Annotated in this window: 21 protein-coding genes and 1 pseudogene; 15 read left to right on the top strand and 7 right to left on the bottom strand. The window is 69.1% G+C overall.

The window, feature by feature from the left end; all coding sequences use genetic code 11:
* Window positions 1–45: 45 nt before the first annotated feature.
* On the top strand, window positions 46–963 hold the full coding sequence (locus F1599_RS10170; RefSeq protein WP_150082964.1) for an alpha/beta fold hydrolase: 918 nt from the start codon (window positions 46–48) through the stop codon (window positions 961–963).
* 111 nt (window positions 964–1,074) lie between these two features.
* On the opposite strand, the gene F1599_RS10165 is transcribed toward F1599_RS10170, so the two are convergent.
* Together F1599_RS10165 and F1599_RS10160 are read right to left on the bottom strand one after the other, a co-directional pair.
* A complete protein-coding gene (locus F1599_RS10165; protein WP_149318789.1) occupies window positions 1,075–1,611 on the bottom strand; it encodes an O-acetyl-ADP-ribose deacetylase in 537 nt (178 codons plus the stop codon).
* A gap of 105 nt (window positions 1,612–1,716) precedes the next feature.
* Entirely contained in the window at window positions 1,717–2,865 is a 1,149-nt protein-coding gene (locus F1599_RS10160; RefSeq protein ID WP_149318788.1) for an iron-containing alcohol dehydrogenase, read from the bottom strand.
* Between the two features lie 362 nt (window positions 2,866–3,227).
* On the opposite strand from F1599_RS10160, the gene F1599_RS10155 reads away from it, so the two are divergent.
* The 5 genes and pseudogenes from F1599_RS10155 to F1599_RS10130 all read left to right on the top strand — a co-directional run.
* Window positions 3,228–4,205, top strand: a complete 978-nt coding sequence (locus tag F1599_RS10155; protein WP_455423656.1) for an alpha/beta hydrolase — start codon at window positions 3,228–3,230, stop codon at window positions 4,203–4,205.
* A gap of 103 nt (window positions 4,206–4,308) precedes the next feature.
* On the top strand, window positions 4,309–5,295 hold the full coding sequence (locus F1599_RS10150; protein ID WP_064573510.1) for a tripartite tricarboxylate transporter substrate binding protein: 987 nt from the start codon (window positions 4,309–4,311) through the stop codon (window positions 5,293–5,295).
* Window positions 5,296–5,500: 205 nt separating this feature from the next.
* Complete coding sequence (locus F1599_RS10145; RefSeq protein ID WP_023264187.1) at window positions 5,501–5,938, top strand: YbgC/FadM family acyl-CoA thioesterase; 438 nt, start codon at window positions 5,501–5,503, stop codon at window positions 5,936–5,938.
* 265 nt (window positions 5,939–6,203) lie between these two features.
* Window positions 6,204–6,644, top strand: a complete 441-nt coding sequence (locus tag F1599_RS10135; protein WP_149318785.1) for a GNAT family N-acetyltransferase — start codon at window positions 6,204–6,206, stop codon at window positions 6,642–6,644.
* Between the two features lie 159 nt (window positions 6,645–6,803).
* Window positions 6,804–8,129, top strand: a pseudogene (locus F1599_RS10130) (MFS transporter); the annotation flags it as partial.
* A gap of 117 nt (window positions 8,130–8,246) precedes the next feature.
* Here the strand turns inward: F1599_RS10130 and F1599_RS10125 are convergent.
* The 3 genes from F1599_RS10125 to ygfZ all read right to left on the bottom strand — a co-directional run bounded on the left by F1599_RS10125 (window position 8,247) and on the right by ygfZ (window position 10,616).
* Window positions 8,247–9,089 (bottom strand): NRDE family protein, encoded by an 843-nt coding sequence (locus F1599_RS10125; protein ID WP_150082961.1) that lies wholly within the window; start codon window positions 9,087–9,089, stop codon window positions 8,247–8,249.
* A 61-nt stretch (window positions 9,090–9,150) separates the two neighbouring features.
* Window positions 9,151–9,441 (bottom strand): DUF4936 family protein, encoded by a 291-nt coding sequence (locus tag F1599_RS10120; protein WP_149318783.1) that lies wholly within the window; start codon window positions 9,439–9,441, stop codon window positions 9,151–9,153.
* Between the two features lie 167 nt (window positions 9,442–9,608).
* Window positions 9,609–10,616 (bottom strand): CAF17-like 4Fe-4S cluster assembly/insertion protein YgfZ, encoded by a 1,008-nt coding sequence (ygfZ, locus tag F1599_RS10115; RefSeq protein WP_150082960.1) that lies wholly within the window; start codon window positions 10,614–10,616, stop codon window positions 9,609–9,611.
* A 309-nt stretch (window positions 10,617–10,925) separates the two neighbouring features.
* Here ygfZ and mltG point away from each other — a divergent pair, with 309 nt between their 5' ends.
* The 6 genes from mltG (at window position 10,926) to F1599_RS10085 (ending at window position 15,893) form a co-directional block, all read left to right on the top strand.
* Window positions 10,926–11,921: an endolytic transglycosylase MltG gene (gene mltG, locus F1599_RS10110; RefSeq protein ID WP_149318781.1), complete on the top strand. Its 996-nt coding sequence runs from the start codon at window positions 10,926–10,928 to the stop codon at window positions 11,919–11,921.
* Window positions 11,922–11,938: 17 nt separating this feature from the next.
* Entirely contained in the window at window positions 11,939–12,553 is a 615-nt protein-coding gene (gene tmk / locus F1599_RS10105) for a dTMP kinase (RefSeq protein WP_150082959.1), read from the top strand.
* A 128-nt stretch (window positions 12,554–12,681) separates the two neighbouring features.
* The gene (locus F1599_RS10100) at window positions 12,682–13,713 is read left to right on the top strand and encodes a DNA polymerase III subunit delta' (protein WP_150083106.1); all 1,032 of its coding nucleotides are present in this window, start codon (window positions 12,682–12,684) and stop codon (window positions 13,711–13,713) included.
* Window positions 13,714–13,804: 91 nt separating this feature from the next.
* A complete protein-coding gene (locus F1599_RS10095; protein WP_149318779.1) occupies window positions 13,805–14,323 on the top strand; it encodes a GNAT family N-acetyltransferase in 519 nt (172 codons plus the stop codon).
* A 63-nt stretch (window positions 14,324–14,386) separates the two neighbouring features.
* Entirely contained in the window at window positions 14,387–15,184 is a 798-nt protein-coding gene (locus F1599_RS10090) for a TatD family hydrolase (RefSeq protein ID WP_150082958.1), read from the top strand.
* Window positions 15,177–15,893, top strand: a complete 717-nt coding sequence (locus tag F1599_RS10085) for an ankyrin repeat domain-containing protein (RefSeq protein ID WP_149318777.1) — start codon at window positions 15,177–15,179, stop codon at window positions 15,891–15,893. The genes F1599_RS10090 and F1599_RS10085 overlap by 8 nt, the downstream gene beginning before the upstream one ends.
* 39 nt (window positions 15,894–15,932) lie before the next feature.
* Here the strand turns inward: F1599_RS10085 and egtB are convergent, their stop codons facing one another.
* On the bottom strand, window positions 15,933–17,234 hold the full coding sequence (gene egtB / locus F1599_RS10080) for an ergothioneine biosynthesis protein EgtB (protein ID WP_150082957.1): 1,302 nt from the start codon (window positions 17,232–17,234) through the stop codon (window positions 15,933–15,935).
* 245 nt (window positions 17,235–17,479) lie between these two features.
* Entirely contained in the window at window positions 17,480–18,103 is a 624-nt protein-coding gene (locus F1599_RS10075) for an FMN-dependent NADH-azoreductase (protein ID WP_150082956.1), read from the bottom strand.
* Window positions 18,104–18,253: 150 nt separating this feature from the next.
* Here F1599_RS10075 and F1599_RS10070 point away from each other — a divergent pair, with 150 nt between their 5' ends.
* From F1599_RS10070 to F1599_RS10060, 3 genes are all read left to right on the top strand, one after another.
* Complete coding sequence (locus F1599_RS10070; protein ID WP_149318774.1) at window positions 18,254–19,219, top strand: LysR family transcriptional regulator; 966 nt, start codon at window positions 18,254–18,256, stop codon at window positions 19,217–19,219.
* A gap of 295 nt (window positions 19,220–19,514) precedes the next feature.
* On the top strand, window positions 19,515–19,928 hold the full coding sequence (locus tag F1599_RS10065; RefSeq protein ID WP_149318773.1) for a DoxX family protein: 414 nt from the start codon (window positions 19,515–19,517) through the stop codon (window positions 19,926–19,928).
* 96 nt (window positions 19,929–20,024) lie between these two features.
* A complete protein-coding gene (locus F1599_RS10060; protein WP_150082955.1) occupies window positions 20,025–23,282 on the top strand; it encodes a DNA translocase FtsK 4TM domain-containing protein in 3,258 nt (1,085 codons plus the stop codon).
* Window positions 23,283–23,484 lie beyond the last annotated feature (202 nt).

Below are 23,484 nucleotides of genomic sequence, written 5' to 3'. Positions count from 1 at the left end.
CATGGGGCGGGCGGGACGACAACGGCAAACCACAGAGAGGAGACCATGAGCACATCGGCCGTGATCCATCATCTGCAGTACGCCTCGCTGCCGAACGGCACGCGGCTGCACTACGCCAGCGCGGGGCAGCGCGGCAAGCCGCTGATGCTGTTTGTCCATGGCTTCCCCGAATTCTGGTATGCGTGGGAGGCGCAGCTCGCCGAATTCGGCCAGACCCATTTCGCGGTCGCGCCGGATCTGCGCGGCTTCAATCTGTCGAGCAAGCCCGCCACGGTCGAGGCCTACAAGCCGCGCCATCTGGTCGAGGACCTGGTGCAGTTCATCGCCGCGCTGGGCTACGACCGCTGCGTGGTGGTGGCGCACGACTGGGGCGGGGCGGTGTGCTGGAATCTGGCGATCCAGTATCCGGCGCTGGTGCAGCAGCTGGTCATCGTCAACGCGCCGCATCCGTATCTGTTCGCCCGCGCGCTGGCGGAGGACCCGCAACAGCAGGCGGCGTCGGCCTATATGAACTGGCTGCGCAAGCCGGGCTGCGAAGAGGTGCTGGCGGCCGACCACTACGCCAAACTCGCGGCGCTGCTGTCCGGGGGCGACGCGCCGCCCGAGTGGTTCACCGGCGAAACCCGCGACAAGTATCTCGCCGCGTGGTCGCAGCCGGGCGAGGGCGGTTCGCATCCGCTTACCGGCAGCGTCAACTACTATCGCGCCTCGCCGCTGCATCCGCCGGCGCCGGGCGAGCCGCCGCCCGATCTGTCGCGGCTCGATCCCGAGGCCTTCGTCGTGCGCGTGCCGACGCTGGTGATCTGGGGCGAAAACGATCGGGCGTTGCCGAAGTCGCTGGTGGATGGGCTCGATCGCTTCGTGCCGCAGCTGCGGCTGGAGCGGATTCCGGAGGGCACGCACTGGGTCGTGCATGAGCAGCCGGAGCGGATCAATCGCTTGATCCGCAGCGCGTTGGGGTAATGGGCGGCGGAGGGGATAGCAAGCGCTGTTGCCCTTTCCCCCAAGCCCCTCTCCCGCTTGCGGGAGAGGGGGCGGGGGAGCGGGCAAGCGCGCGCCTTTTCGCCCGTCGAATCAAAGCCCCCCGAACGCTCCCAGCCGCTCCCGATACAGCCGGTAGTTCTCGTCGTCGAAGCAGACGAAGGTCACCTGTTCGATGGTGTCGGCCTCGGCCAGCGCCTGGCGCACCGCGGCGATCGCGATATCGGCCGCGCGTTCGCGCGGAAAGCCGTAGACGCCGGTGCTGATGTTCGGGAAGGCCAGCGTGCGCAGCCGATGCTCTGCGGCGAGCCTGATGCTGTTGCGATAGGCGCTGGCCAGCAGCGCGTCCTCGTTCTCGCCGCCGCCGCGCCAGACCGGGCCGACCGCGTGGATCACGTAGGGTGCCGGCAGCAGGCCGCCGGTCGTGATCACCGCCTCGCCGGTCGGGCAGCCGCCCTGGCGCTCGCGGATCTCGCGGCAGGCCGCCATGATCGCCGGACCGCCCGCCCCGTGGATCGCGCCATCGACGCCGCCGCCGCCCAGCAGGCCGCTGTTGGCGGCGTTGACGATGGCGTCGACCTCCATCCGCGTGATATCGCCGTGCACCACCTGCAAGTGTTCGCCAGCCATGCCTGCCTCCTTGCGTCCGATGCGCGTGGCATCGGTTGAGCCTTACACGATCGAGCCTTACACCGACTGCGTCTTACATCGACTGCGCCCTGCACCGATCGAGCCTTACATCGATTCCGCCAGCATACGCCGATAGTCCTCGGCGCCGGCTTCCTTCGGATTGGTCTTGTGGCAATGGTCGGCCAGCGCGCCGGCCACGACCTTGTCGAACATCGCCTCGGTGACGCCCATCGCGGCCAGCCCCGTCGGCAGGCCCAGACGCGCGGTCATGTCGTACACCGCCTGCGCGACATCGGCGTCGGCCGGCAGATGCATGGCGCGGCGCAGGCGGCCATAGCGGTCCTCGCGCACGATGCTCGGCGCGTCGGCGTTGAAGCGCAGCACCGCGGGCATCACCACCGCGTTCAGCGTGCCGTGGTGCAGGCCGGTGCGGCCGTCGATCTTCAGGCCGCCGAGCGGGTGCGACAGCGAGTGGACGCAGCCGAGGCCCTTCTGGAAGGCCATCGCGCCCTGCATCGACGCGCTCATCATGTTCAGACGCGCCTCGCGGTCGCTGCCGTCGCGCGTGGCGCGTTCGATATGGGCCCAGGCGCGCTCCAGCCCGTCGAGCGCGATGCCGTCGGCCGGCGGGTTGAAGGCGGGGGCGAGGAAGGTCTCGATGCAATGCGCGATCGCGTCCATGCCGGTCGCCGCCGTCAGGCCCGGCGGCAGGCCCAGGGTCAGTTCCGGATCGCAGATCGCCGACTTGGGCAGCAGATGCCAGGAATGGAAGCCGAGCTTGCGGCCGTCGTCGAGGATGATGATGGCGCCGCGGGCGACCTCGCTGCCGGTGCCCGAGGTCGTCGGCACTGCGATCAGCGGCGCGGCGCGCTCGGTGATCCTGCCGCTGCCGCCCTCGATGGTGGCGTAGGTGGTCAGCTCGCCCTCGTGCGTGGCCAGGATCGCGATGCCCTTGGCCAGATCGATCGAGGAACCGCCGCCGACCGCGATCAGGCCGTCGCATCCCTCGCTGCGGTATTGCGCCGCGGCCTGGCGCACCATCGCCTCGGTCGGATTGGAGGGGGTGTCGTCGAACACGGCAACCGGCAGACCCTCCAGCGCGTCGATGGCGCGCTGCGCGATGCCGGCGGCGACCACGCCCTTGTCGGTCACCAGCAGCGGCCGGCGGATGCCGATGCGCTCGCACTCCGATTTCAGCAGCTTGACCGCGCCGAAATCGAGATGGATATGGGTCAGGTAATAGATAAAGGCCATCGTGCTTGTCTCCGTGATTGTTATGTCGGCGAGGGCGGGCGGGTGGCGGCATCGTGCTGCGCTGCCATGCCCGCGGTGCGTTGCAAATCCAGGCCCGGAAGATTGTCGCAGCGTTTTCCGTCGGGCGGGGAGGGGGCAAACGCGGTGTCGCATTGCCACATTTTCCATGCCGGTATGCCCACAAAGCGGTGGCATCATACTAAAATCGAACGCTCGTTCACAATTCGAACTTCACCGCAGCAACTGGACCGCGCGTTCCGGCCGTTCGCCACCGCAAAGCCACACCGCACGATCGCCTCGCCTTCATGTCATCTGTCCCGTCCGGGTTCCCCGCGTCTTCCGCCTCCTCTGTTCCGCCAGGCATGCCGGCGCAGCCGCTCGATCCGCAGATCGCGCAGCTGCTGGACATGGTGGCGCGCGCCAAGCGGCCACCACTGCATCATCTGGACCCGGCCGACGCCAAGATCGCCTACGAGAAAAGCGCGCTGATCCTGGACGTGGCGCCCGCCCCGGTGCACAGCGTCGAGGACATGGCGGTGCCGGCGCGCGACGGCCATGCGATTCCGGTGCGGCTCTATGCGCCGCGCGAGGCGAGCTGGGCCGAGCCGTTGCCGCTGCTGCTGTACTTCCACGGCGGCGGCTTCACGGTCGGCAGCATCGCCACGCACGAGCCACTGTGCCGGCTGCTGTGCGCACGCGCCGATGCGATGGTGCTGTCGGTCGACTACCGGCTCGGGCCACAATGGAAATTTCCAACGGCGGTCGACGATGCCTTCGACGTGCTGCACTGGGTCTTCGAGCAGGCGCCGCGGCTGGGCGCCGATGCGAGCCGCATCGCGCTCGGCGGCGACAGCGCCGGCGGCACGCTGGCGGCGGCCTGCGCAGTCGAGGCGCGCAACCGTGGCCTGGCGCCGGTGCTGCAGATGCTGCTGTATCCGGGCACCAGTGCGCGCCAGGACACGCCGTCGCAGCGGGCGCTGGCCGACGGCTACCTGCTGACCGCGTCGATGATCCAGTGGTTCTTCGCGCAGTATCTGGACCGCGAGCAGAGCCGCGACGACTGGCGCTTTGCGCCGCTCGATGGCGGCGGCAGCGGCGCGGACGTGGCCGGATGCTGTCCGGCCTGGATCGCGGTGGCCGGCTACGACCCGCTGCACGACGAAGGCGTCGCGTATGCGCGGAAGCTGCGGGCGGCCGGCGTGCCGGCAGAAGTGGCGGACTACCCCGGCATGATCCATGATTTCTTCAAGCTGGGACGCTTCGTCCCGGCAGTGGCGCGCGCGCACGACGATGCCGTGCGTGCGTTGCGAACGGCCTTCGGCACCGCGCCGCCCGTCTAGGGCCGCGCTCGATGCCAAGCCAAGGCGGTCGCAGAAACCCCGGTTTTTCAGGCAGTTATCGAGTACCCGAGCAGTACCTTGTAGCAACAGGAGACGACTACAGATGCAACGCCGCCACTTCCTCGCCCGTGCGGGCGCCATCGCCGCCGCCGCGGTCACCGGCCTGGCCGCCACCCCCGCGGCCCACGCCCAGGCGGACAATTTCCCGCAGAAGCCGATCCGCCTCATCATCGGCTATACCGCGGGCGGTTCCACCGATATCCCGTTCCGCGTGCTCGCGGAGAATGCCTCGAAGATCCTGGGCCAGCCGGTGATCGTCGAGAACAAGCCCGGTGCCGGCGGCGTGCTGCCGGCGCAGATGATGCAGGCCACGCCGCCCGACGGCTACACGCTGGCGCAGATCCCGCTGCCGGTGTTCCGCCTGCCGTACACCACCAAGATCAACTGGGACCCGGTCAAGGACCTGACCTATGTGATCAACCTGGCCGGCTATGCCTTCGGCCTGGTCGTGCCGGCCGATTCGCCGATCAAGACCATGCAGGAGTACATCGCCTACGCCAAGGCCAATCCGGGCAAGCTGACCTACGGTACGCCCGGCTCGATGACGACGCTGCATCTGACGATGGAAGAGCTGGCGATGAAGCAGAACGTCCAGTTTTCGCACATCCCGTTCAAGGGCAATTCCGAGTCGATGCAGGCGCTGCTGGGTGGCCACGTGATGTCGGTGGCCGACACGCCGGCGTGGGCGCCATACGTCGAACAGGGCCGCCTGCGCCTGCTGTCGGTGTGGGGCGACAAGCGCTCGCCGCGCTTCCCCAACGTGCCGACGCTGAAGGAGCTCGGCCTGGGCATCGTGCAGACCTCGCCGTTCGGCCTGGCCGCGCCCAAGGGCACCGATCCGAAGATCGTCAAGAAGCTGCATGACGCCTTCAAGCAGGCGATGGAAATGCCGAACTACCGCGAGTCGCTGGCCAAGTTCGACATGGAGCCGTTCTACATGAACAGCGAGCAGTACGCGAAGTTCGCCGCCGATACGGTCAAGAAGGAAAAGGCCATCATCGAGAAGCTGGGCCTGGCACGGCCGCAGTAACGGGCTGCGGCTAGGGGCCTGCAAGGGCCCGAAGTCAATGCCGATGCAAAAGCCGATGCAAAGGCCGATGCAAGGGCCGATGCAAGGGCCGATGCAAGGGCCGGCGCAAGGCGCTGCCGCAAGAGCCCGCCGCTGCGATCCTTGCCGTCGTCCCCGCCGCAGCGGGGACGACGGCCTCCTTCACGACTCACTCCGAGGAATCCGCATGGCCAAGGAAGAGTTTCGCCACAGCATGCCGTTGCGCGTGCGCTGGGCCGAGGTCGATCCGCAGTCGATCGTCTTCAACGCGCATTACCTGACCTATTGCGACATCTGCGTGACCGAGTACTGGCGCGCGGTCGGCATCCGCTATCCCGAGGACGTGCTGCACGCGCATGGCGTCGACATGTACGTCGTCAAATCGACGCTGGAATACCACGGCTCGGCCCGCTTCGACGACATGCTCGACATTCGCGGCCGCATCGCGCGCATCGGCCGCTCCAGCATGCTGTTCCGCGTCGAGATGTACCGCGGCGACGAGCACCTGATCACCGGCGAGATCGTCTACGTCTGCGCCGATCCGGCGACGCAGCGTTCGGCGCCGGTGCCGGCCGCGGTGCGCGAGGCGATCGTGACCTACGAGACGGTGGCGCCGGAGCAGTAAGCCTGCCTTCGGGGGTGGTCGAGAGGCGGTCGCGCGCCTGCCGCGCGCGACCGCCATCTCGCCATCTCGCCATCTCGCCATCTCGCCATCTCGCCATCTCGCCATCTCGCCATCTCGCCATCTCGCCATCTCGCCATCTCGCCATCTCGCCATATCGCGATCCCGCGATCTCGCCATCCCGCCGGCGCCGACCAGGTCCGCTGAAAGATCGGCCCGACGCGAGTATCATGCCGATCCTCGCAACCGTCGCGTCATCCCTCCCATCATGACTCTCACCGTTCGCCTGCTGCCCTGGTCCGAAGCGCGCGAGACCGCGCGCGCGATCCGCTATGCCGTGTTCGTCGAAGAGCAGGGCGTGCCGGTCGAACTCGAATGGGACGAGTGGGACGAGCCCAGCTGGCATGCGATCGCCTATGACACGCAGGGCGTCCCGGTGGCGACCGGCCGGCTGCTGCCGGACGGCCACATCGGCCGCATGGCGGTGTTGGCCAGCGCGCGCGGCACCGGCATCGGCGCTCGGGTGCTCGATGCGCTGATGGCCAAGGCCGAGGAACTCGGCTATCCCGAACTGGTGCTCAACGCGCAGTCGCATGCGGCGCCGTTCTACGCCCGCGTCGGCTTCCAGCAGGTCGGCGAGCCGTTCGAGGAAGCGGGCATTCCCCATATCGAGATGCGCAAGCGGCTGGCCGGCGGGACGCAAGGCTAGCCCCGGGCGGGCTCGGGTCCTCGGGCGGCCGGCGCGTCAGCCATCGGCCGACGGCCGCCGCGGCGGCGGTATGAGACCATGCAGGGTCCGTCGGCGCACTCTTGGGCATGCCTTGAGATTGCCTTGAGATTGCCTTGAGATTGCTTTGCACTTGGCGCGGCTGTCCTCGTTTGGCGCCGTGCCAAGCCACATCGAGCCGCAAGCCGCACCAAGCGGCAAGCCGCACCAAGCCGCAACGAGCCGTACCAACCGTCTCGCATGAACGACCTTTCGACCGATCTGCCGCGGCAGTCCGCCGCGCCCGTATCGCCATCTCTCGCACCCGCCGATCCGCCCCCGCCGCCGCGCACCGCGCCGGCCACCTGGGCCACGATGGCGCTGTTCTTCGTCAATGGCGCGACCTTCGCCACCTGGGGCGTTCATATCCCGACCATCAAGACGCGCTTCGGCCTGTCCGACGCCGTGCTGTCGATGGCCATGCTGGCGGTGGCCTTCGGCGCCATCATCGCGATGGGGCCGGTGGGACGGTGGATCTCCAGGGTCGGCAGCACGCGCGCCTGCATGTCGGGCGGCGTCGCCTATGGCCTGGCCACCATCGCGATCCTGGCGATGCCGCATTTCCACGCGCTGGTGCCCGCGCTGATCGCCTTCGGCATGGCCAGCGCCGTGTTCGACGTCGCGATGAACGCGCAGGCCGCCACGGTCGAATCGCAGCGCCACAAACCCATCATGTCCGCGCTGCACGGCATGTTCAGCCTCGGCGGCATGGTAGGCGCGGCAGTGGGCGGGCTGTTGCTGTCGCTGCAGGTCGCGCCGCTGGCGCACGCGATCGGCATGGCGCTGCTGACCGCCGGCGTCGGGCTGGCCTCGAAGCGCTGGCTGCTGCCCGACCATCCGACCGCGCCGCACGCCGACAAGGGCCACGACCATGCCGGCCGCGCGCTGTGGCTGCTGGGCCTGATGGCGTTTCTCGGGCTGGTGGGCGAGGGCGCGATGTACGACTGGACCAGCGTCTATATGCGTGAGATCGCGCAGGCGCCGATCGGCTGGATCAGCTTCGGCTATGCCGCCTTCTCCGGCGGCATGGCGGTCGGCCGCTTCACCGGCGATCTGGCGCGGGCGCGCTGGACCGATGGCGGCACGCTGACGGCGAGCGCCTGGCTGGCCTTCGTCGGCATCAGCCTGGCGCTGCTGTGGCCCTCGCCGTGGGCGAGCCTGCTGGGCTTTGCGATGATGGGCCTGGGCGCGGCCAATATGGTGCCGATCTTCTTCGTGGCGGCGTCGAAGCTGCCGGGGGTCCCGCCGGCCGAGGGGATTTCGCGGGTGGCGCGCTTCGGCTATATCGGGCTGATGCTGGGGCCGGTGATGATCGGCGGCGTCGCGCATGCCAGCGACCTGCGCTATGGACTCGGCCTGGTGGCGCTGACGATGGGATGGATCGCGCTGGCGGGCGCGCGGACCGTGCGGCGCTATCTGTCGAGTTGAGTGCCAAGGCTGCCGGCCGCATGCATGCGGGCCCGGCGTCCTTATCGGCCTACGGGTCTACGGTCTACGCTCGTCAACGTCGCTGCGTTCCCGCCTGCGCGGGAAGGACGCAAGGCGTCAGCGTGGCGCCGGAATCGTGCCGGCGCGGCTGGCGACGTTCATCTGGCCCCGGTACGACACCTCGCCGGTCGGCCCCGCCGCATCGAAGCTGCGCTCGCTCAGGTCGAAGCGGCCGTCGTGGCGCACCCGCAGCACGGTGCTGGCGCGTGTGCCGTACGAGGGCGAGCGGATAAAGGCCGACGACAGCAGCTTTTCCCATTCGGGCGCGACGCCCGTCTGCGGCAATTCGAAATCGCAGGCCTGGCGGGTATCGGCCAAGAGCGCCAGATAGGGCTCGACGCTGGCATTGGGCGCGCCGGTATCGGCGGCCAGCGTCTCGGCCAGCGCGCCGACGCGGCTGCGGACCTTGGGCCAGGGCGTGTCGAGCAGCGCGTTGGACAGGCCGTACAGGCCGGGCTTGAGCCGCTGCGGCGCACCGTCGGGCGAGCGGTTGCTGTACCACCACAGCGCATCCAGATCGCCCGCCAGCAGATTGAAGCCGTTGTAGGCGCCAGGCCCGCGGATGCCGGCACCACGGGCGAGATCGCCGACATATTGCTCCGGCGACGACTCGCCGCGCAGGAAGCCCGCCACCAGTTCGCCGCGCGAGCGCGCATCGGTGCGCTTCTCGGAGGGCGCGCGGTAATTGGTCAGCGCGGCAAAGCGCCCGCCGGCGGTCACGCCCATCCAGGTGCCGGGCTCGCCGATCACGTCCGCCTGGTCCCGGCCGGCCAGCACCTCGGGCGCATCGTCCCACCAGTGCGCCGGCGCCGCCGGGCGGACATAGAATTCATCGCGATTGGCCGCGACCACCAACGCATAGTCGGGGTGGGCCTGCCAGGCGACGAGGATCAAACACATAAGCCATTCCTTGTTGCGGGCCGCTGCATCGGTGCAGTGCATCGATGCAGGCGGCGCCGCGCTACAACAGGTCCAGGTCGACGAACTTTTCGACCTGGCGCTCGCCTTCGAGCCAGTGCTGCAAACCGCTTTGCCGCCACAGTCCGTCGAGCGTCGCATCGAAGGCCGGTGGCACGTCGGCGTAGGCCTCCATCCAGGTCTGCAGGCCGGCGCGGGTTTCGGGCCTGCGCATCAGCGTACCACCGATCCCGGTGGCTTCGGCCACCGTGGCCATCCAGCGGTGCCAGTGCGGCAGCGCCTCGGCGGCCTCGTGCTCGCGCACGCGGAAGTAGACGAACAGGTGGTCGCTCATCGCGGCGTCTCCTTGCGGATCTTGCGGACCCGATGGACGTGATGGACCTGATGCACCTGATGGGCCTGATGCACCTGATGGGCCTGATGCACCTGATGGGCCTGATGGAGCTGATTGACCATTGATGGACCTGTTGGACGCTGCGGCCTGCCCGGCCTCACGCGGCGTCAGGCGGCCGGATCGGTGGCCAGCAGCGGCACCGGGTAGGGCAGCTCGCCCACGGTGACCGCCAGCCCCTCGGCGTGGCCCAAATGCAGGCTGGCGCCGGCCGCATCGATCTTCAGTTCGGCCAGCGCGTCCCAGCCGGCGCCATCGGGCTTGGGCGCGGCGTTGACGATCATGCCGCTCGGCTGGCCGGGATCGTCGGCGCGATAGATTTCGGCGCCTGCGTCCGGGGTCTCGCCTTCGCCGCTGACCAGCCACATGCGGCGCTTGAGTGTGCCGCGATACTGGCTGCGCGCGACGACTTCCTGGCCCGGATAGCAGCCCTTGCGGAAATTGACGCCGCCGATCAGCTCGAAATTGATCATCTGCGGCACGAACTGTTCCTGCGTCGCGACCACGATGCGCGGGATGCCGGCGCGGATCTCCAGCCAGTCCCACAGCTCGGCATCGGCGGGCAGCAGCGTGGTGCCAAGCGTTTGCTGCACGGCATCGGCCTGCGCGGCCGGCGCCACGACCTGCCAGCGCGGCACGCCGTCGGCATCGGGCAGGCGGATCACGGTCGCCTCGCCGGCGCTGGCGGTGGTCCAGGGCTCGGCCGGCGCGGGCAGGCCGGCGGCGGACAGCGCGCTGGCGCCCTTGGCGCCAGCGACCCCGACGATGCCCGATTCGGCGCCCAGGTCCGACAGTCTGGCCTTGGCGCGCAGCACGAACATCGACAGCCGCTTCTGGATCGCCGGCTGCAGGTCGGCCGACAGCTGCATGGCGATGCCCTGGGCATCGCGCCAGATCAGCAGCGTCGCCAGCAGGCGGCCCTTGGGCGAGCAGTAGCCGGCCAGCCGGGCCTGTCCGGCGGGCAGGTCCTCGACGGCATTGGTGAGCTGGGTATGCAGGAAGGTGGCGGCGTCATCGCCGGCCACGCGGATCAGGCCCAGCTCGGCGGGGCGGCAAACGACGCCGTCCTGGCGCAGGGCGGCGAACTGGGCGGCGCGGGCGGGATTCGGGGCGTGCATGGATGGAATTCGATTCGAAGCCGGCTCAGGCCGGCACGGTTGGCGGATGGCTTGTGCGGGGCCTGTCACAACTTGTGACGCGGTGAGCGGCGGCCCCGGACAAGGCTCCCGGTATTATATGGGTCTGCCGTGATTGCGGCCGGCGGCCGTCTTCTCGGTCACCTGTTGAGCCTGCCACTCCTGCCGTTTGCCCGTTTTCGCGCTGCCCGGCAGGCCGGCGGCCCCGATTCACGAGAGATCCGCGCTTATCTTCGCGTTTATCCCCGCAGTTTGGCCCTCATTCAGACCCGCACTTACCCAAGCTTGTCGATGAAACGTTTTCTTTCCCGGCTGGTTCTGGCCGCCGTGGCATTCGCGCTGGCCGCCGCCGGCGCATTCGCCTGGTGGGCCAACCAGCCGCTGACGCTGCGCAGCTCGCCGCTCGAGGTCATCATCAAACCCAATTCCAGCGTGCCGAGCGTCGCCCGCCAGGTGGCCAGGGGCGGCGTGCCGATCGATGCCCGGCTGTTCGTGCTGCTGGCCCGGCTGACCGGCAACCACGCCAGCCTGAAGGCCGGCGGCTACCAGTTCGAGAGTGGCGTCACGCCGCTGCAGGTAATCGGCCGCATCGCCCGCGGCGAGGTCAACCACCATGTGCTGACGGTGATCGAGGGCTGGGAATTCCGCCGGATGCGCGCCGCCGTGGACGCCCATCCCGCGCTGCGCCACGACACCAAAGGCATGAGCGAGGCCGAGCTGCTGAAGGCGATCGGCGCCACCGAGCCCTCGGCCGAGGGGCTGTTCTTTCCGGATACCTACCTGTTCGCGCGCGGCAGCAGCGACGTCGAGCTGTACAAGCACGCCTATCGGGCGATGCAGCGGCGGCTGAACGAGGCCTGGAACGCGCGCTCGCCGGACCTGCCGTACAAGACGCCCTACGAGGCGCTGATCATGGCGTCGATCGTCGAGAAGGAGACCGGGCAGGCGGCCGAGCGGCCGATGATCGCCGCGGTCTTCATCAACCGGCTGCGCAAGAACATGATGCTGCAGACCGATCCGACCGTGATCTACGGCATCGGCGAGATGTTCGACGGCAACCTGCGCAAGCGCGATCTGCAGGCCGACACTCCGTACAATACGTACACCCGCACCGGCCTGCCGCCCACGCCGATCGCCTTGCCGGGCGTGGCGTCGCTGGCGGCGGCGACCACGCCGGCGCCGACCGACGCGCTGTATTTCGTCGCCCGCGGCGATGGCACCAGCCACTTCTCCAACTCGCTTCCCGAACACAATCGCGCGGTCGATCAATACCAGCGCGGCAAATAATCACGAACAGCATCGCCATGCGCGGAACATTCATTACCTTCGAAGGCATCGACGGGGCGGGCAAGAGCACCCACCTGGCCTGGTTCGCCGGGCAGCTGCAGCAACGGCTGGGGCAGGGCAGGCGCGTGGTGACCACGCGCGAGCCGGGCGGCACCGCGCTCGGCGAGGACCTGCGCCAGCTGCTGCTGCACCGGCCGATGCATCTGGAAACCGAGGCGCTGCTGATGTTCGCCGCCCGCCGGGAGCATCTGGCCGAGGTCATCGAACCGGCGTTGGCACGTGGCGATTGGGTCATCTCCGATCGTTTTACCGATGCGACCTTCGCTTACCAGGGCGGCGGCCGCGGCTTGGCCCGCGAGCGGCTGGAAACGCTGGAGCGCTGGGTGCAGGGCGATCTGCAGCCGGATCTGACGCTGCTGTTCGACGTGCCACTGGAGGTGGCCAGCGCCCGTCTGGCCGGGGCGCGCGAACCGGACAAGTTCGAGGCCGAGTCGGCCGCCTTTTTCTCGCGGACACGGGCCGAATACCTGCGGCGGGCCGAGGAGGCGCCGGCGCGCTTCCGGCTGATCGACAGCACGCGGCCGATTGCCGAAATTCAGAAAACGCTTGAGCAGATTCTTGCAAGTCTTTGAATTGAAGACAGTATCAAGTCTCGATGATATGGGGGGTCGCGCCGCCGTTGCAGAATCCGCAACAACGCCGCAACAACGTCGCATCCTCTCAAACAACATCAATTGCTGTCGATAACCCGTTGATTTCCATGCTCTATCCCTGGCAAACCGAAGACTGGCGGCAACTGATGGCGCTGCGCGACCGGCTGCCGCACGCGCTGCTGCTGCACGGCCAGCAGGGCATCGGCAAGCGCGACCTCGCGCTGCACTTCGCCCAGGCGCTGCTGTGCGACACGCCGCTCGCCGACGGCCAGCCCTGCGGCACCTGTGCCGCCTGCCACTGGTTCGGCCAGGGCAATCACCCGGACTTCACCGTGGTGCGGCCGGAGGCGATGGAAGGCGGCGATGCGGATACCGACGCCAAGGCGGACGACGGCGGCGGCAAGAAGAAGGCGCCGAGCAAGATCATCCGGATGGAGCAGGTGCGGGCGCTGATCGAGGCGGTCGGCATCGGCACGCACCGCTCGGGCCTGCGTCCCGTGGTGGTGTATCCGCTCGATGCGCTGCAGCACGAGGGCGCCAACGCGCTGCTGAAGACGCTGGAAGAGCCGCCGCCCGCGACGGTGTTCCTGCTGGTCACCGACCGCATCGACCGGATCCTGCCGACCATCCTGTCGCGCTGCCGTCAGGTCGCGCTGCGCCGGCCGAGTCAGCAGGCCGCGCTGGAATGGCTGAAAGCCCAGGGCGTCGCCGATGCGCCGGCGCAGCTGGCCCAGGCCGGCGGCGCGCCGCTGACCGCGCTGCATGCGGCCGAGGCGGAGGAGCTGCCGCTGCAGCGCTGGCTGGTCGGCCAGCTCGCCACCGGCCCGTCGCTCGACGCGCTGGCCGCCGCCGAGCAGTTGCAGAAGCTGCCGGTGCCCTCGGTACTCGGTATCCTGCAACGCTGGACCTACGATCTGCTGGCGTTGTGCCTGGGCGGCGAGGCCGGGGCGCGCTACTTCCCCGGCGAGATGGCGGCGCTGCGGCGCTGCGCCGGTGCCACCGACGCGCATCGGCTGCAGGCGTTTGCGGCACGGCTGGTCCAGCACCGGCGCCACGAGCAGCATCCGCTGGCGGCGCGGCTGGTGATGGAGGCGGTGCTGATGGACTACCGCCACCTGTTCCAGCGGCAGCCGGCCTGAGCGTGGCCGGCGCCCGGCGCCCGGCCCCACGGCAACCTTATGCAAGACTTGAAGTACCTACGATAACAACTTGATTTAAAAGAAGAGAAACATGGAAGCAAGCGGTTTCACCGTGCGTGACGCACAGCGCCAGGACCTGCCCGGCATCGTCGCGATCTACAACGGCACGGTTGCCTCGCGCATGGTCACCGCCGACACCGAGCCGGTCAGCGTCGCCTCGCGCCAGCCCTGGTTCGATGCCCACGGCCCCGAGCGCCGGCCGTTGTGGGTGGTCGAGGATGCCGGTGGCCAACTGGCCGGCTGGCTCAGCTATTCGGATTTCTATGGCCGGCCGGCTTACGGCGCCACCAGCGAGGTGTCGATCTATCTCGACGATCGCTACCGCGGCAAGGGCCTGGGCCGGCTGCTGCTGGAACGGGCGATGGCCCACGCGCCCGCCATCGGCGTCAACACCTTGCTCGGCTTCATCTTCGGCCACAACGCGCCCAGCCTGGCGCTGTTCGAGCGGCTGGGCTTTGCCCGCTGGGGCGAACTGCCGCGCGTCGCGGTGCTCGATGGCATCGAGCGCGACCTGATCATCATGGGGCGGCGCGTCGATCAGGGCGCCTGATCTTTCCGATACGCCGAAAGTCGCCCCCAAACCCGCCCGCTCCGCCCGATTTCCCCAACTGCCATGTTCGTCGACTCCCACTGCCACCTCGATTTCCCCGACCTGTCCGCGCGGCTGCCCGAACTGCTGGCGCATATGCAGGAGAACCAGGTCACCCATGCGCTGTGCATCTCGGTGACGCTGGAGGACTTCCCGCGCGTACTGGCGCTGGCCGAGCAGCATGCGAACCTGTACGCCTCGGTGGGCGTGCATCCGGACTACGAGGAGGGCGCCGAGGAGCCGACGGTCGAGCGGCTGGTCACGCTGTCGAACCATCCGAGGGTGGTCGGCACCGGCGAGACGGGGCTGGACTATTACCGGCTCAACGGCCGCAGCATCGACGAAATGGAGTGGCAGCGGGAGCGTTTCCGCACCCATATCCGCGCCGCGCGCCAGACCGGCAAACCGTTGATCATCCATACCCGCTCGTCGGCCGAGGACACGCTGCGGCTGATGCGCGAAGAGGATGCCGGCGCGGTCGGCGGCGTGCTGCACTGCTTCACCGAGACCTGGGACGTCGCCAAGCAGGCGCTGGACATGGGCTTCCATATCTCGTTCTCGGGCATCGTCACCTTCAAGAACGCGGTCGACCTGCAGGAGACCGCGCGCAAGGTGCCATTGGACCGGATGCTGATCGAGACCGATTCGCCGTACCTGGCGCCGGTGCCGTACCGCGGCAAGACCAACGAGCCGGCCTGGGTGCGGCATGTCGGCGAGTTCATCGCCACACTGCGGGGGCTGCCCGTGGAGCAGGTCGCGCGGCAAACCACGGACAACTTCTTCAATCTGTTCAAGCACACGGAGAGGACTGCTAATGCTTGATATCAAGTCGTTGCGCCGCCCCTTGCTGGCCACCGTGCTGGCCGCGGCGCTGACCGGCGGCGCGCTGCCGGTGCTGGCGGCGCCGGCCGACGACCTGCGGCTGGCGGTCGAGCTCGACAATGGCTATGAAGTCCGCAAGCTGCTTTCGCGCGGCGTCGATCCGAACCTGACCGACCGCCGCGGCGATCCGCTGCTGGTGGCGGCGCTGCGCGAAAAGTCGCTGAAGGCGGCCGAGGCGCTGATCGAGGCCAAGAACCTGGACTTCGACAAGACCAACGCCGCCGGCGAGACCGCGCTGATGATGGCATGCCTGCAGGGCCAGCTCGACATGGTCAAGCGGATGGTCGGGCAGCGCCAGGTCGAGATCAACAAGACCGGCTGGACGCCGCTGCACTACGCGGCCACCAACGGCCATCTGGAGATCGTCCGCTACCTGCTGGAAGAGTCCGCCTATGTCGACGCGGAGAGCCCGAACGGCACCACGCCGCTGATGATGGCCACGCGCGGCGGCCATATCGAGACGGTCAAGCTGCTGCTGGACGAGGGCGCCGACATCCGGATCCGCAACCAGCAGGGCATGACGGCGATCGATTTCGCCGAGCGCTACAACCAGCCCGAAATCGCCCAGGGGCTGCGCTCGCGCTGGCAGAAGCAGTTCCCGGACACGCCGATGGACGGCGGCAAGGGGAAGGGCAAGGCCGGTTGGTAGGATCGTCAGGGCCGGCGCCGCACGTTCCCCTCGGCCCGCTCAGGCATCGTCCGCCAGCCGCACGCCGGTGAACTGCCAGCGCTGGTGGGGATAGAAGAAATTGCGGTAGGTGGCGCGGATATGGGATTCGGGTGTCACGCACGATCCGCCGCGCAGCACCATCTGGTTGCTCATGAACTTGCCGTTGTACTCGCCGACCGCGCCGGGGCTGGGGCGGAAGCCCGGATAGGGCAGGAAGGCGCTGGCGGTCCATTCCCAGACATCGCCGTACATCTGGCGCAGCACGCCCGCGGTGTTCTGCCGGTCGGGCAGCGGCCGCAGTGCGCGGCCCTCGAGGAAATTGCCGGTGGCCGGCAGGTTGCGGGCCGCGTGTTCCCATTCGGCCTCGGTCGGCAGGCGGCGCTCCGCCCAGCGCGCGAAGGCGTCCGCCTCGTAGTAGCTGATATGGGTGACCGGGCTCTCCGGGTCGACCGGATGCATGCCGCGCAGCGTCATCTGCCACCAGGTGCCGTCGCGCTCCTCCCAGTACAGCGGTGCCTCGATGCCTTGCTCGCCGACCCAGCGCCAGCCGTCCGACAGCCACAGGCCGGCGCTGCGATAGCCGCCATCCTCGATGAATTCGAACCATTGCCGGTTGGTCACCGGATGCGAGCACAGCTGATAGGGGCGCAGCAGCACCTGGTGCCGCGGACCCTCGCAATCGAAGGCGAAGCCCGCGCGGTCCGGGCCCGTCTCATGGCCGATCGCCACCACGCCGCCGGAAAACGTCAACCATTCCGGCACCGGCCGCGGGTCGGCGATCACCGGCGCCACCAGCTCGGGCGCGAAGGCGGGCTTGAGCGGATTCTGCGCGAACAGATGCAGGATGTCGGTCAGCAGCAGCTCCTGATGCTGCTGCTCGTGATTGAGTCCCAGCTCGATCAGCGCGGCTTCCTCGTCGGTCTGCGCGCGCATCAGCAGATCGAACATCGCCTCGTCGACAGCTTCCCGGTAGGCCAGCACCTCGTCCAGCGTCGGCCGGCTCAGCAGGCCGCGGCGCGGGCGTGGATGGCGCGCGCCGACCGCCTCGTAATACGAATTGAACAGATAGCGGTAGCGCGCATCGACCGGCTCGTAGCCGGGGATGCGCGCGGTCAGCACGAATTCCTCGAAGAACCAGGTGGTATGGGCCAGATGCCATTTGGCCGGGCTGGCATCGTCCATCGATTGCACCGTCGCGTCGGCGTCGCTGATATCGGCCACCATCGCTTCGGTGGCGGCGCGGATATGGCGGTACCGGGACAGCAGCGCCGGTTCCTGGGGAGGGTGGACGACGCTGGCGGGCAACAGGGAAGAGGGCATGCGGGCTCCGGTGTCGATGGCGAGGCGATGCCTGCCTGGCACCGTCGCCGTGGCCGGTTCCGGCCAGCCCGCGCATCGCGCGGCAGCGCCTGCTCCCCCGAGTGGGCGTACGCCGAAACCGCAGGTACGAACCGCTCCATCATAGACGCGATCCCTCCCTGCGGGGAGTCGGTCAACCGCTGACGGCGCGGGCCGCCAGCGGCATGTGCAAGCACTGCGCCGAGCACCGCGCCGAAGCGCCGCGATCAGGCGGCCAGGCGGCCGTCCTCGTCGTTCAGCGCGGCCAGTTCGCGCTTGGCGGCATCGAGGCCGGCAGCCCGGTATTCCGGACCCATCGCCAGGCCATGGGCGCGGACATAGGTGATGTCCGTGATGCCGAGGAAGCGCAGCACCGTGTCGATCGTGACCTCATGCAAGTCCAGCCCGTTCGGATCCTGGCGCATGCCGCCGCGCGAGGACACCACGATCGTCTTCTTGCCGCCGGCCAGGCCCACCGGACCGTTCTCGGTATAGCGGAAGGTGCGGCCCGCTTGCGCAATCCGGTCGATCCAGCCCTTGAGCTGGCTCGGAATGCCGAAGTTGTACTGCGGCACGCCCAGCACCAGCACGTCGGCCTCCAGGAATTCCTTCAGCCAGGCCTCGGTGCGCTCCAGCTCGGCCTGCTGCACCGGGTCCAGCCCTTCCTTGGGGCCGCCCAGCACCGGCAGCAGATGGCCGGACAGGTGGGGCGCGGCCTCCTTGTCCAGGTCGCGCACGGTCAGGGTCGCTTCCGGATGGCGGGCGCGCAGATCCGCCACCACTTGCGCCGTCAGGTTGCGGGACACCGAGTTGTCGCCCAGCACGCTCGAATCGATTTGCAGAATCTTCATCACGCTCTCCACATCGGAATTGGTTTGGATGTGAGGAAAGATAAAGGCTGGCGATTGATGTCGGTAGTGATCCATAATGGAAATTATTGTTCTACTCGTAGAACGCATTGCGCCGGCCCGAGCGGCCGCCCAGCCCTTACGATGGCGACCATGCAAGACCTCAACGATCTCTATCTCTATGCCCAGGTGGTCCAGCACGGCAGCTTCTCCGCCGCCAGCCGCGCCACCGGTGTGCCCAAGTCGCGCCTGAGCCGGCGCATCGCCCAGCTGGAAAAGGAGCTTGGCGTGCAGCTGCTGCGCCGGACCACGCGGCAGGTCCGCGTCACGCCGCTGGGCGAGGCCTTCTACGAGCGCTGCAAGGCCATGCTGTCCGAGGCGCAGGCCGCCCGCGACGTCGTCGAGCAGGCCCGCGCCCAGCCCGGCGGCCATCTGCGCGTGGCCTGCGCGGTCGGCATCGCGCAGAACCTGCTGGCGCCGTCGATCGGACGCTTCATGCGCGAGAACCCGGGCGTGCAGGTCGAGATCGACGCCACCAACCGGCGCGTCGACGTGATCGGGGAGGGCTACGACCTGGCGCTGCGCGTGCGCGAGGTGCTCGACGATTCGTCGCTGGCGATCCGCACCTTCGGCTCGAGCCCGTTGACGCTGGTGGCCAGCCCCGGTCTGCTGGACGCGATCGGCCGTCCGCGCACGCCCAAGGCGCTGGCAGGCGTCCCCGGCGTCGGGCAGAAGCCGCACGACGGACGCCATGTGTGGAACCTGTCCATCGGCGACGAGCCGCCCACGCAGATTCCCTACGATCCCCGCCTCGTCTGCGACGAATTCGCCGTGCTGCTGTCGGCGGCGGTCGAAGGCATCGGCGTCGCGATGCTGCCGCGCATGTATTGCCGCGAGGCGATCGAGCGCGGCGACCTGGAGGTGCTGCTGCCGCAATGGCGCATGCCGGTCGGCACGCTGCACGCGGTATTCCCGTCGCGGCATGGCATGCCGCCGGCGGTGCGGCGCTTCCTGGATTTCCTGACCGAGATCCTGCCGGAGAACGTGCGCCAGGCCGGCATGCAGCCGATCATGCCGCCGGGCATGCACCAGCCGCTGCCGCCGACCGCGCCGGGCTGATCCGCTCGCCGTTCACGGGCTTCCCAGGCGGGCGGCCGCCGCCCTTGGCCGCGCTGCGAGGGGCGCAACCCGTCGCCGTTGACCGCGCGGCGGGAAGCGCGGTCCGCCGCGGTGTTGCCGTCCGCGCCACAACCCGCGCCCAGCAAGGGTTCCGCGCGCATTTGCGGCTTTACCTTCACGCGAACCGGCGCTAAGGTACAGGGGCGCCTGCGCGTGCAGCGCAAGGCGCCTACAACCTCTGCGCACGGATCGAACCGGGGACCCGTTTGCGTCAATCACCAAAGGAGTGACATCGATGGCTGCTACTCATGGTTCTCAGGATCTGGGCAAGGCGGTGCTGCGTATCGTGCTGGGGATACTGATCCTGTTGCACGGCATCGCGAAGGTCATCAACGGCCCCGGAGGCATCGTGCAGATGGTCGACCAGGCGGGCCTGCCTTCCTTCATCGCCTATGGCGTCTACATCGGCGAAGTGCTGGCGCCCGTGCTGCTGATCATCGGCCTGTGGACGCGCGCGGCCGCACTGGTGATCGTCATCAACATGCTGTTCGCGGTCGGCCTGGTCCATATGCATCAGCTCGGCATGCTGAACAAGAGCGGTGGCTGGGAGCTGGAGCTGCAGGGCATGTTCCTCGGCGCCGCGGTGGCGGTGATGCTGCTCGGCGCAGGCCGCTTCAGCGTCGGCGGAGCGGGCGGGCCGCTGAATTGATGCGCCGCGCGCGGCGTTTTTTGCTTGTGGCAGGGCCGGCACCGGCTGCATAACCGCTACAATCGCTGCCCGTGGTTTTTTCGATGGCGTAGCGATATGGGTTTGGGCTGGTTCGGATTGTCGACCTTCTGGCTATTGCCGCTGGCATGGCGCATGGTGGCGCGCATGCTGGCGGGACAGCCGGTGTTTTCCGGGCCTGGCACGCTGCGCGTCTGGCTCGGCAGTGCGCTGACGCTGTGCGCGAGCGCGGCGCTCGAAGCGCTGACGGCCAGTGCGTCGGCCTCGTCCGACGTGGAGCCCACCGCGTCCTCCGGCGGCGCCGCCGGGGCAGGGGTGGCCGGCATCGCGGCCGACCTGTTCGGCTGGACCGGTGCGCTGCTGCTGATGCTTGGCGTGCTGGCGCTGGCCGCGCCGATGGTGTTCGGCGAGACGTGGCACAGCCTGTTCGCGCGCAAGCCGCGGCGCCATGCCGCTGCCGCCGACGCGACCGATGACGCGATGCCGGCCGCCTCGCGGCCGGTGCGCGAAGCCTCCATGCCTGCCCCCGTGGCGACGCGCTGGACGCCGGTCGACGACAGCGCCCGGCGGCCCACGGCCCGCCACAAGGGCATCGAAGCGGTATCGGCACGGCGCGCGCCGGCGTGGCAACCGCCGCCGCGCACGCGCGTATCGCCGCCGCAGCCCGGCGAGATCTGGCTGCAGCCGGCGCAGGCGACCCGGACCGCTCAACCGGCTCGACCGGCTCGACCCGCGCCTTCCGCGCCGGCATCGCAAGTGCAAAGCGCCGCGCCGGGCAGGACCGCGGGTCCGGTCCGTTCTACCCCTGCGGCCCCTTCGGCGCCATCGCGGTCGGCAGGCGCCGCGCCGATGGCCGCGACCGCTTCGACGGCCTCCGCCTCGTGGTCCTCGTCCGCTTCGTCGACATCTTCCGCCTCGGGATTCTCCGCTGCCTCCGCGCCATCGCGCGGGCCATTGCGTGCCACCGTCGTCGCCAGCCCCTTCCATCAGCCGCAACTGGGTTTGCGCAGCGCGATCACGACGCTGCCCGAAGCGCAGCCGCAGGCGAGGGCTACGGGCGCCGCGCCCACGAATGGCGCCAGCGTAGCGACGCCTTCCCCGGCCGCGCCGGTCGCGGAGCAGGGCGCCACCGCGCCAAGCGGTGCCGCAGCCGCAGCCCCGGCCGTAGCCGAACAGACGGCCACGTCAGCCGAATCTCTCCCGACCGAAGCCGAGCTCGCCGACACTCACTCGACCGAATCCGGGCCCGCCGAAACTCACCCGACCGAGTCCGAGCTCGCCGACGCGCAACAGACGGCGGCCTACGCGGCGATCCGCGCCGAGGCGCAGGCCTTGCTGGCCGAGTTGCGCGCGCTGGCAGGCGCGGAGCAAGGACAGCCGGAGAGCGGGCCCGCGGCTGACGACGTAGCCATATACGAGCCCGAGCCCGGGCCGGAGCCCGAGCCGGAGCCGGAGCCGGCGACCGTGGCGACACCCACGGCAGCGTGGGAGCCGCCATGGGAGGAATCGGCCGCGGATGCCACCGCAGCAGCCGAACCCACGGCAACAACCGACGCAACCGACACAACCGACACAACCGACACAACCGACACAACCGACGGGGCCGGAGCAACGGAAGCAACGACAACGATCGAAGCAGCCGAAACGACGGATTCGGCCGAAACGACCGCCCCCACGCCACCCCTGGCCCAAAAGCCCCGCATCGTGCTGCCGGCCGTGGTCGGCCGCGCGGTGCCGCTCGACGCGGCATCGCAGCCGCCCGGCGCCAATGCCGTGGCGAAGCCCGCCGCGGCCGCCGCGGCCATCGCCCCGGCTGCGCCGATCGCCCCGCCGCCACCGCCCCGCATCGTCGACTACCGCCTGCCCGGCATCGATCTGCTCGAACCGGCGGTCGAACATGCCGAGCAGGTTTCCGAGCAGCATCTGGCCGAAACCGGCGAGCTGATCGCACAGCGCCTGGCCGAGTTCAAGGTGCCGGTGTCCGTGGTCGGCGCCTCGGCCGGTCCGGTCATCACGCGCTTCGAGGTCGAGCCCGCGATGGGCGTGCGTGGCGCGCAGGTGGTCGGGCTGATGAAGGATCTGGCGCGCGCGCTGGGTGTCAGCTCGATCCGCGTGGTCGAGACCATTCCGGGCAAGACCTGCATGGGTCTCGAATTGCCCAACGCCCGCCGCGAGATGATCCGCCTGTCCGAGATCGTCGAAGCCTCGTCGTTCCAGTCACATGCGTCGCGGCTGGTGCTGGCGATGGGCAAGGACATCACCGGCAATCCGGTGGTCACCGACCTGGCGCGCGCCCCGCACCTGCTGGTGGCCGGCACCACCGGCTCCGGCAAGTCGGTTGCGATCAACGCGATGATCCTGTCGATGCTGTACAAGGCCACGCCGGACGATGTGCGGATGATCATGATCGATCCGAAGATGCTGGAGCTGTCCGTCTACGAGGGCATTCCGCATCTGCTGGCGCCGGTGGTCACCGACATGAAGCAGGCCGCGCACGCGCTGAACTGGTGTGTCGGCGAGATGGAGAAGCGCTACCGGCTGATGTCGGCGCTGGGCGTGCGCAATCTGGCCGGCTACAACCAGAAGATCCGCGCCGCGGAGGCCGCGGGCGACAAGGTCCGCAATCCGTTCTCGCTGACCCCGGACGCGCCCGAGCCGCTGTCGACGCTGCCGCTGATCGTGGTGGTGATCGACGAGCTGGCCGACCTGATGATGGTGGCCGGCAAGAAGATCGAGGAACTGATCGCGCGGCTGGCACAGAAGGCGCGCGCGGCCGGCATCCATCTGATCCTGGCCACGCAGCGTCCGTCGGTCGACGTGATCACCGGCCTGATCAAGGCCAACATCCCGACGCGCGTGGCCTTCCAGGTCTCGTCGAAGATCGACTCGCGCACGATCCTGGACCAGATGGGCGCGGAAAGCCTGCTGGGGCAGGGCGACATGCTGTTCCTGCCGCCGGGCACCGGCTATCCGCAACGCGTGCACGGGGCCTTCGCCGGCGACGACGAAGTCCATCGCGTGGTCGAGCACTGGAAGCAGTTCGGCGAGCCGGACTACGACGACGCGATCCTGGCGCCCGACCCGGCCGAGGCCGGCGGCGGCGACCTGTTCGGCGACGGGCCCGGCGGCGACGCCGAGGCCGATCCGCTGTACGACGAGGCCGCGGCCTTCGTGCTCACATCGCGCCGCGCGTCGATCTCGGCGGTGCAGCGCCATCTGCGCATCGGCTACAACCGCGCGGCGCGGCTGATCGAACAGATGGAAGTGGCGGGACTGGTTTCGCCGATGGGGCGCAATGGCGCGCGGGACGTGCTGGCGCCCGGGGGGCAGGAGTAGGGGTTTGGATTGATGTTGCCGGGGTCAGGCGATCGCGGTCATGCGAGCGCTGTGTGCCCTCTCCCCGGCCCTCTCCCGCAAGCGGGAGAGGGAGGACACCACCAGCCTTTGCTCACGCGATTGGTTGCTCGCCGCTTCCGCTTGGGGCGAGGGAGAATACGCCGCCCCTTGCTTGCGCGCGCTGTTGCTCCCCTCTCCCGCT

Origin of the sequence: Cupriavidus cauae, from assembly GCF_008632125.1 — a bacterium.
Classification (GTDB): domain Bacteria; phylum Pseudomonadota; class Gammaproteobacteria; order Burkholderiales; family Burkholderiaceae; genus Cupriavidus; species Cupriavidus cauae.
The sequence above is the reverse complement of the archived record's forward strand: the minus strand, read 5'-3'. Positions and strand labels throughout refer to the sequence as shown.

What these genes read in the sequence shown, in the direction of transcription:
- F1599_RS10170 (WP_150082964.1), top strand. Translation starts at nt 46, where the DNA reads ATGAGCACATCGGCCGTGATCCATCATCTGCAGTACGCCTCGCTGCCG.
- F1599_RS10165 (WP_149318789.1), bottom strand. Translation starts at nt 1,611, where the DNA reads ATGGCTGGCGAACACTTGCAGGTGGTGCACGGCGATATCACGCGGATG.
- F1599_RS10160 (WP_149318788.1), bottom strand. Translation starts at nt 2,865, where the DNA reads ATGGCCTTTATCTATTACCTGACCCATATCCATCTCGATTTCGGCGCG.
- F1599_RS10155 (WP_455423656.1), top strand. Translation starts at nt 3,228, where the DNA reads ATGCCGGCGCAGCCGCTCGATCCGCAGATCGCGCAGCTGCTGGACATG.
- F1599_RS10150 (WP_064573510.1), top strand. Translation starts at nt 4,309, where the DNA reads ATGCAACGCCGCCACTTCCTCGCCCGTGCGGGCGCCATCGCCGCCGCC.
- F1599_RS10145 (WP_023264187.1), top strand. Translation starts at nt 5,501, where the DNA reads ATGGCCAAGGAAGAGTTTCGCCACAGCATGCCGTTGCGCGTGCGCTGG.
- F1599_RS10135 (WP_149318785.1), top strand. Translation starts at nt 6,204, where the DNA reads ATGACTCTCACCGTTCGCCTGCTGCCCTGGTCCGAAGCGCGCGAGACC.
- F1599_RS10125 (WP_150082961.1), bottom strand. Translation starts at nt 9,089, where the DNA reads ATGTGTTTGATCCTCGTCGCCTGGCAGGCCCACCCCGACTATGCGTTG.
- F1599_RS10120 (WP_149318783.1), bottom strand. Translation starts at nt 9,441, where the DNA reads ATGAGCGACCACCTGTTCGTCTACTTCCGCGTGCGCGAGCACGAGGCC.
- ygfZ (WP_150082960.1), bottom strand. Translation starts at nt 10,616, where the DNA reads ATGCACGCCCCGAATCCCGCCCGCGCCGCCCAGTTCGCCGCCCTGCGC.
- mltG (WP_149318781.1), top strand. Translation starts at nt 10,926, where the DNA reads ATGAAACGTTTTCTTTCCCGGCTGGTTCTGGCCGCCGTGGCATTCGCG.
- tmk (WP_150082959.1), top strand. Translation starts at nt 11,939, where the DNA reads ATGCGCGGAACATTCATTACCTTCGAAGGCATCGACGGGGCGGGCAAG.
- F1599_RS10100 (WP_150083106.1), top strand. Translation starts at nt 12,682, where the DNA reads ATGCTCTATCCCTGGCAAACCGAAGACTGGCGGCAACTGATGGCGCTG.
- F1599_RS10095 (WP_149318779.1), top strand. Translation starts at nt 13,805, where the DNA reads ATGGAAGCAAGCGGTTTCACCGTGCGTGACGCACAGCGCCAGGACCTG.
- F1599_RS10090 (WP_150082958.1), top strand. Translation starts at nt 14,387, where the DNA reads ATGTTCGTCGACTCCCACTGCCACCTCGATTTCCCCGACCTGTCCGCG.
- F1599_RS10085 (WP_149318777.1), top strand. Translation starts at nt 15,177, where the DNA reads ATGCTTGATATCAAGTCGTTGCGCCGCCCCTTGCTGGCCACCGTGCTG.
- egtB (WP_150082957.1), bottom strand. Translation starts at nt 17,234, where the DNA reads ATGCCCTCTTCCCTGTTGCCCGCCAGCGTCGTCCACCCTCCCCAGGAA.
- F1599_RS10075 (WP_150082956.1), bottom strand. Translation starts at nt 18,103, where the DNA reads ATGAAGATTCTGCAAATCGATTCGAGCGTGCTGGGCGACAACTCGGTG.
- F1599_RS10070 (WP_149318774.1), top strand. Translation starts at nt 18,254, where the DNA reads ATGCAAGACCTCAACGATCTCTATCTCTATGCCCAGGTGGTCCAGCAC.
- F1599_RS10065 (WP_149318773.1), top strand. Translation starts at nt 19,515, where the DNA reads ATGGCTGCTACTCATGGTTCTCAGGATCTGGGCAAGGCGGTGCTGCGT.
- F1599_RS10060 (WP_150082955.1), top strand. Translation starts at nt 20,025, where the DNA reads ATGGGTTTGGGCTGGTTCGGATTGTCGACCTTCTGGCTATTGCCGCTG.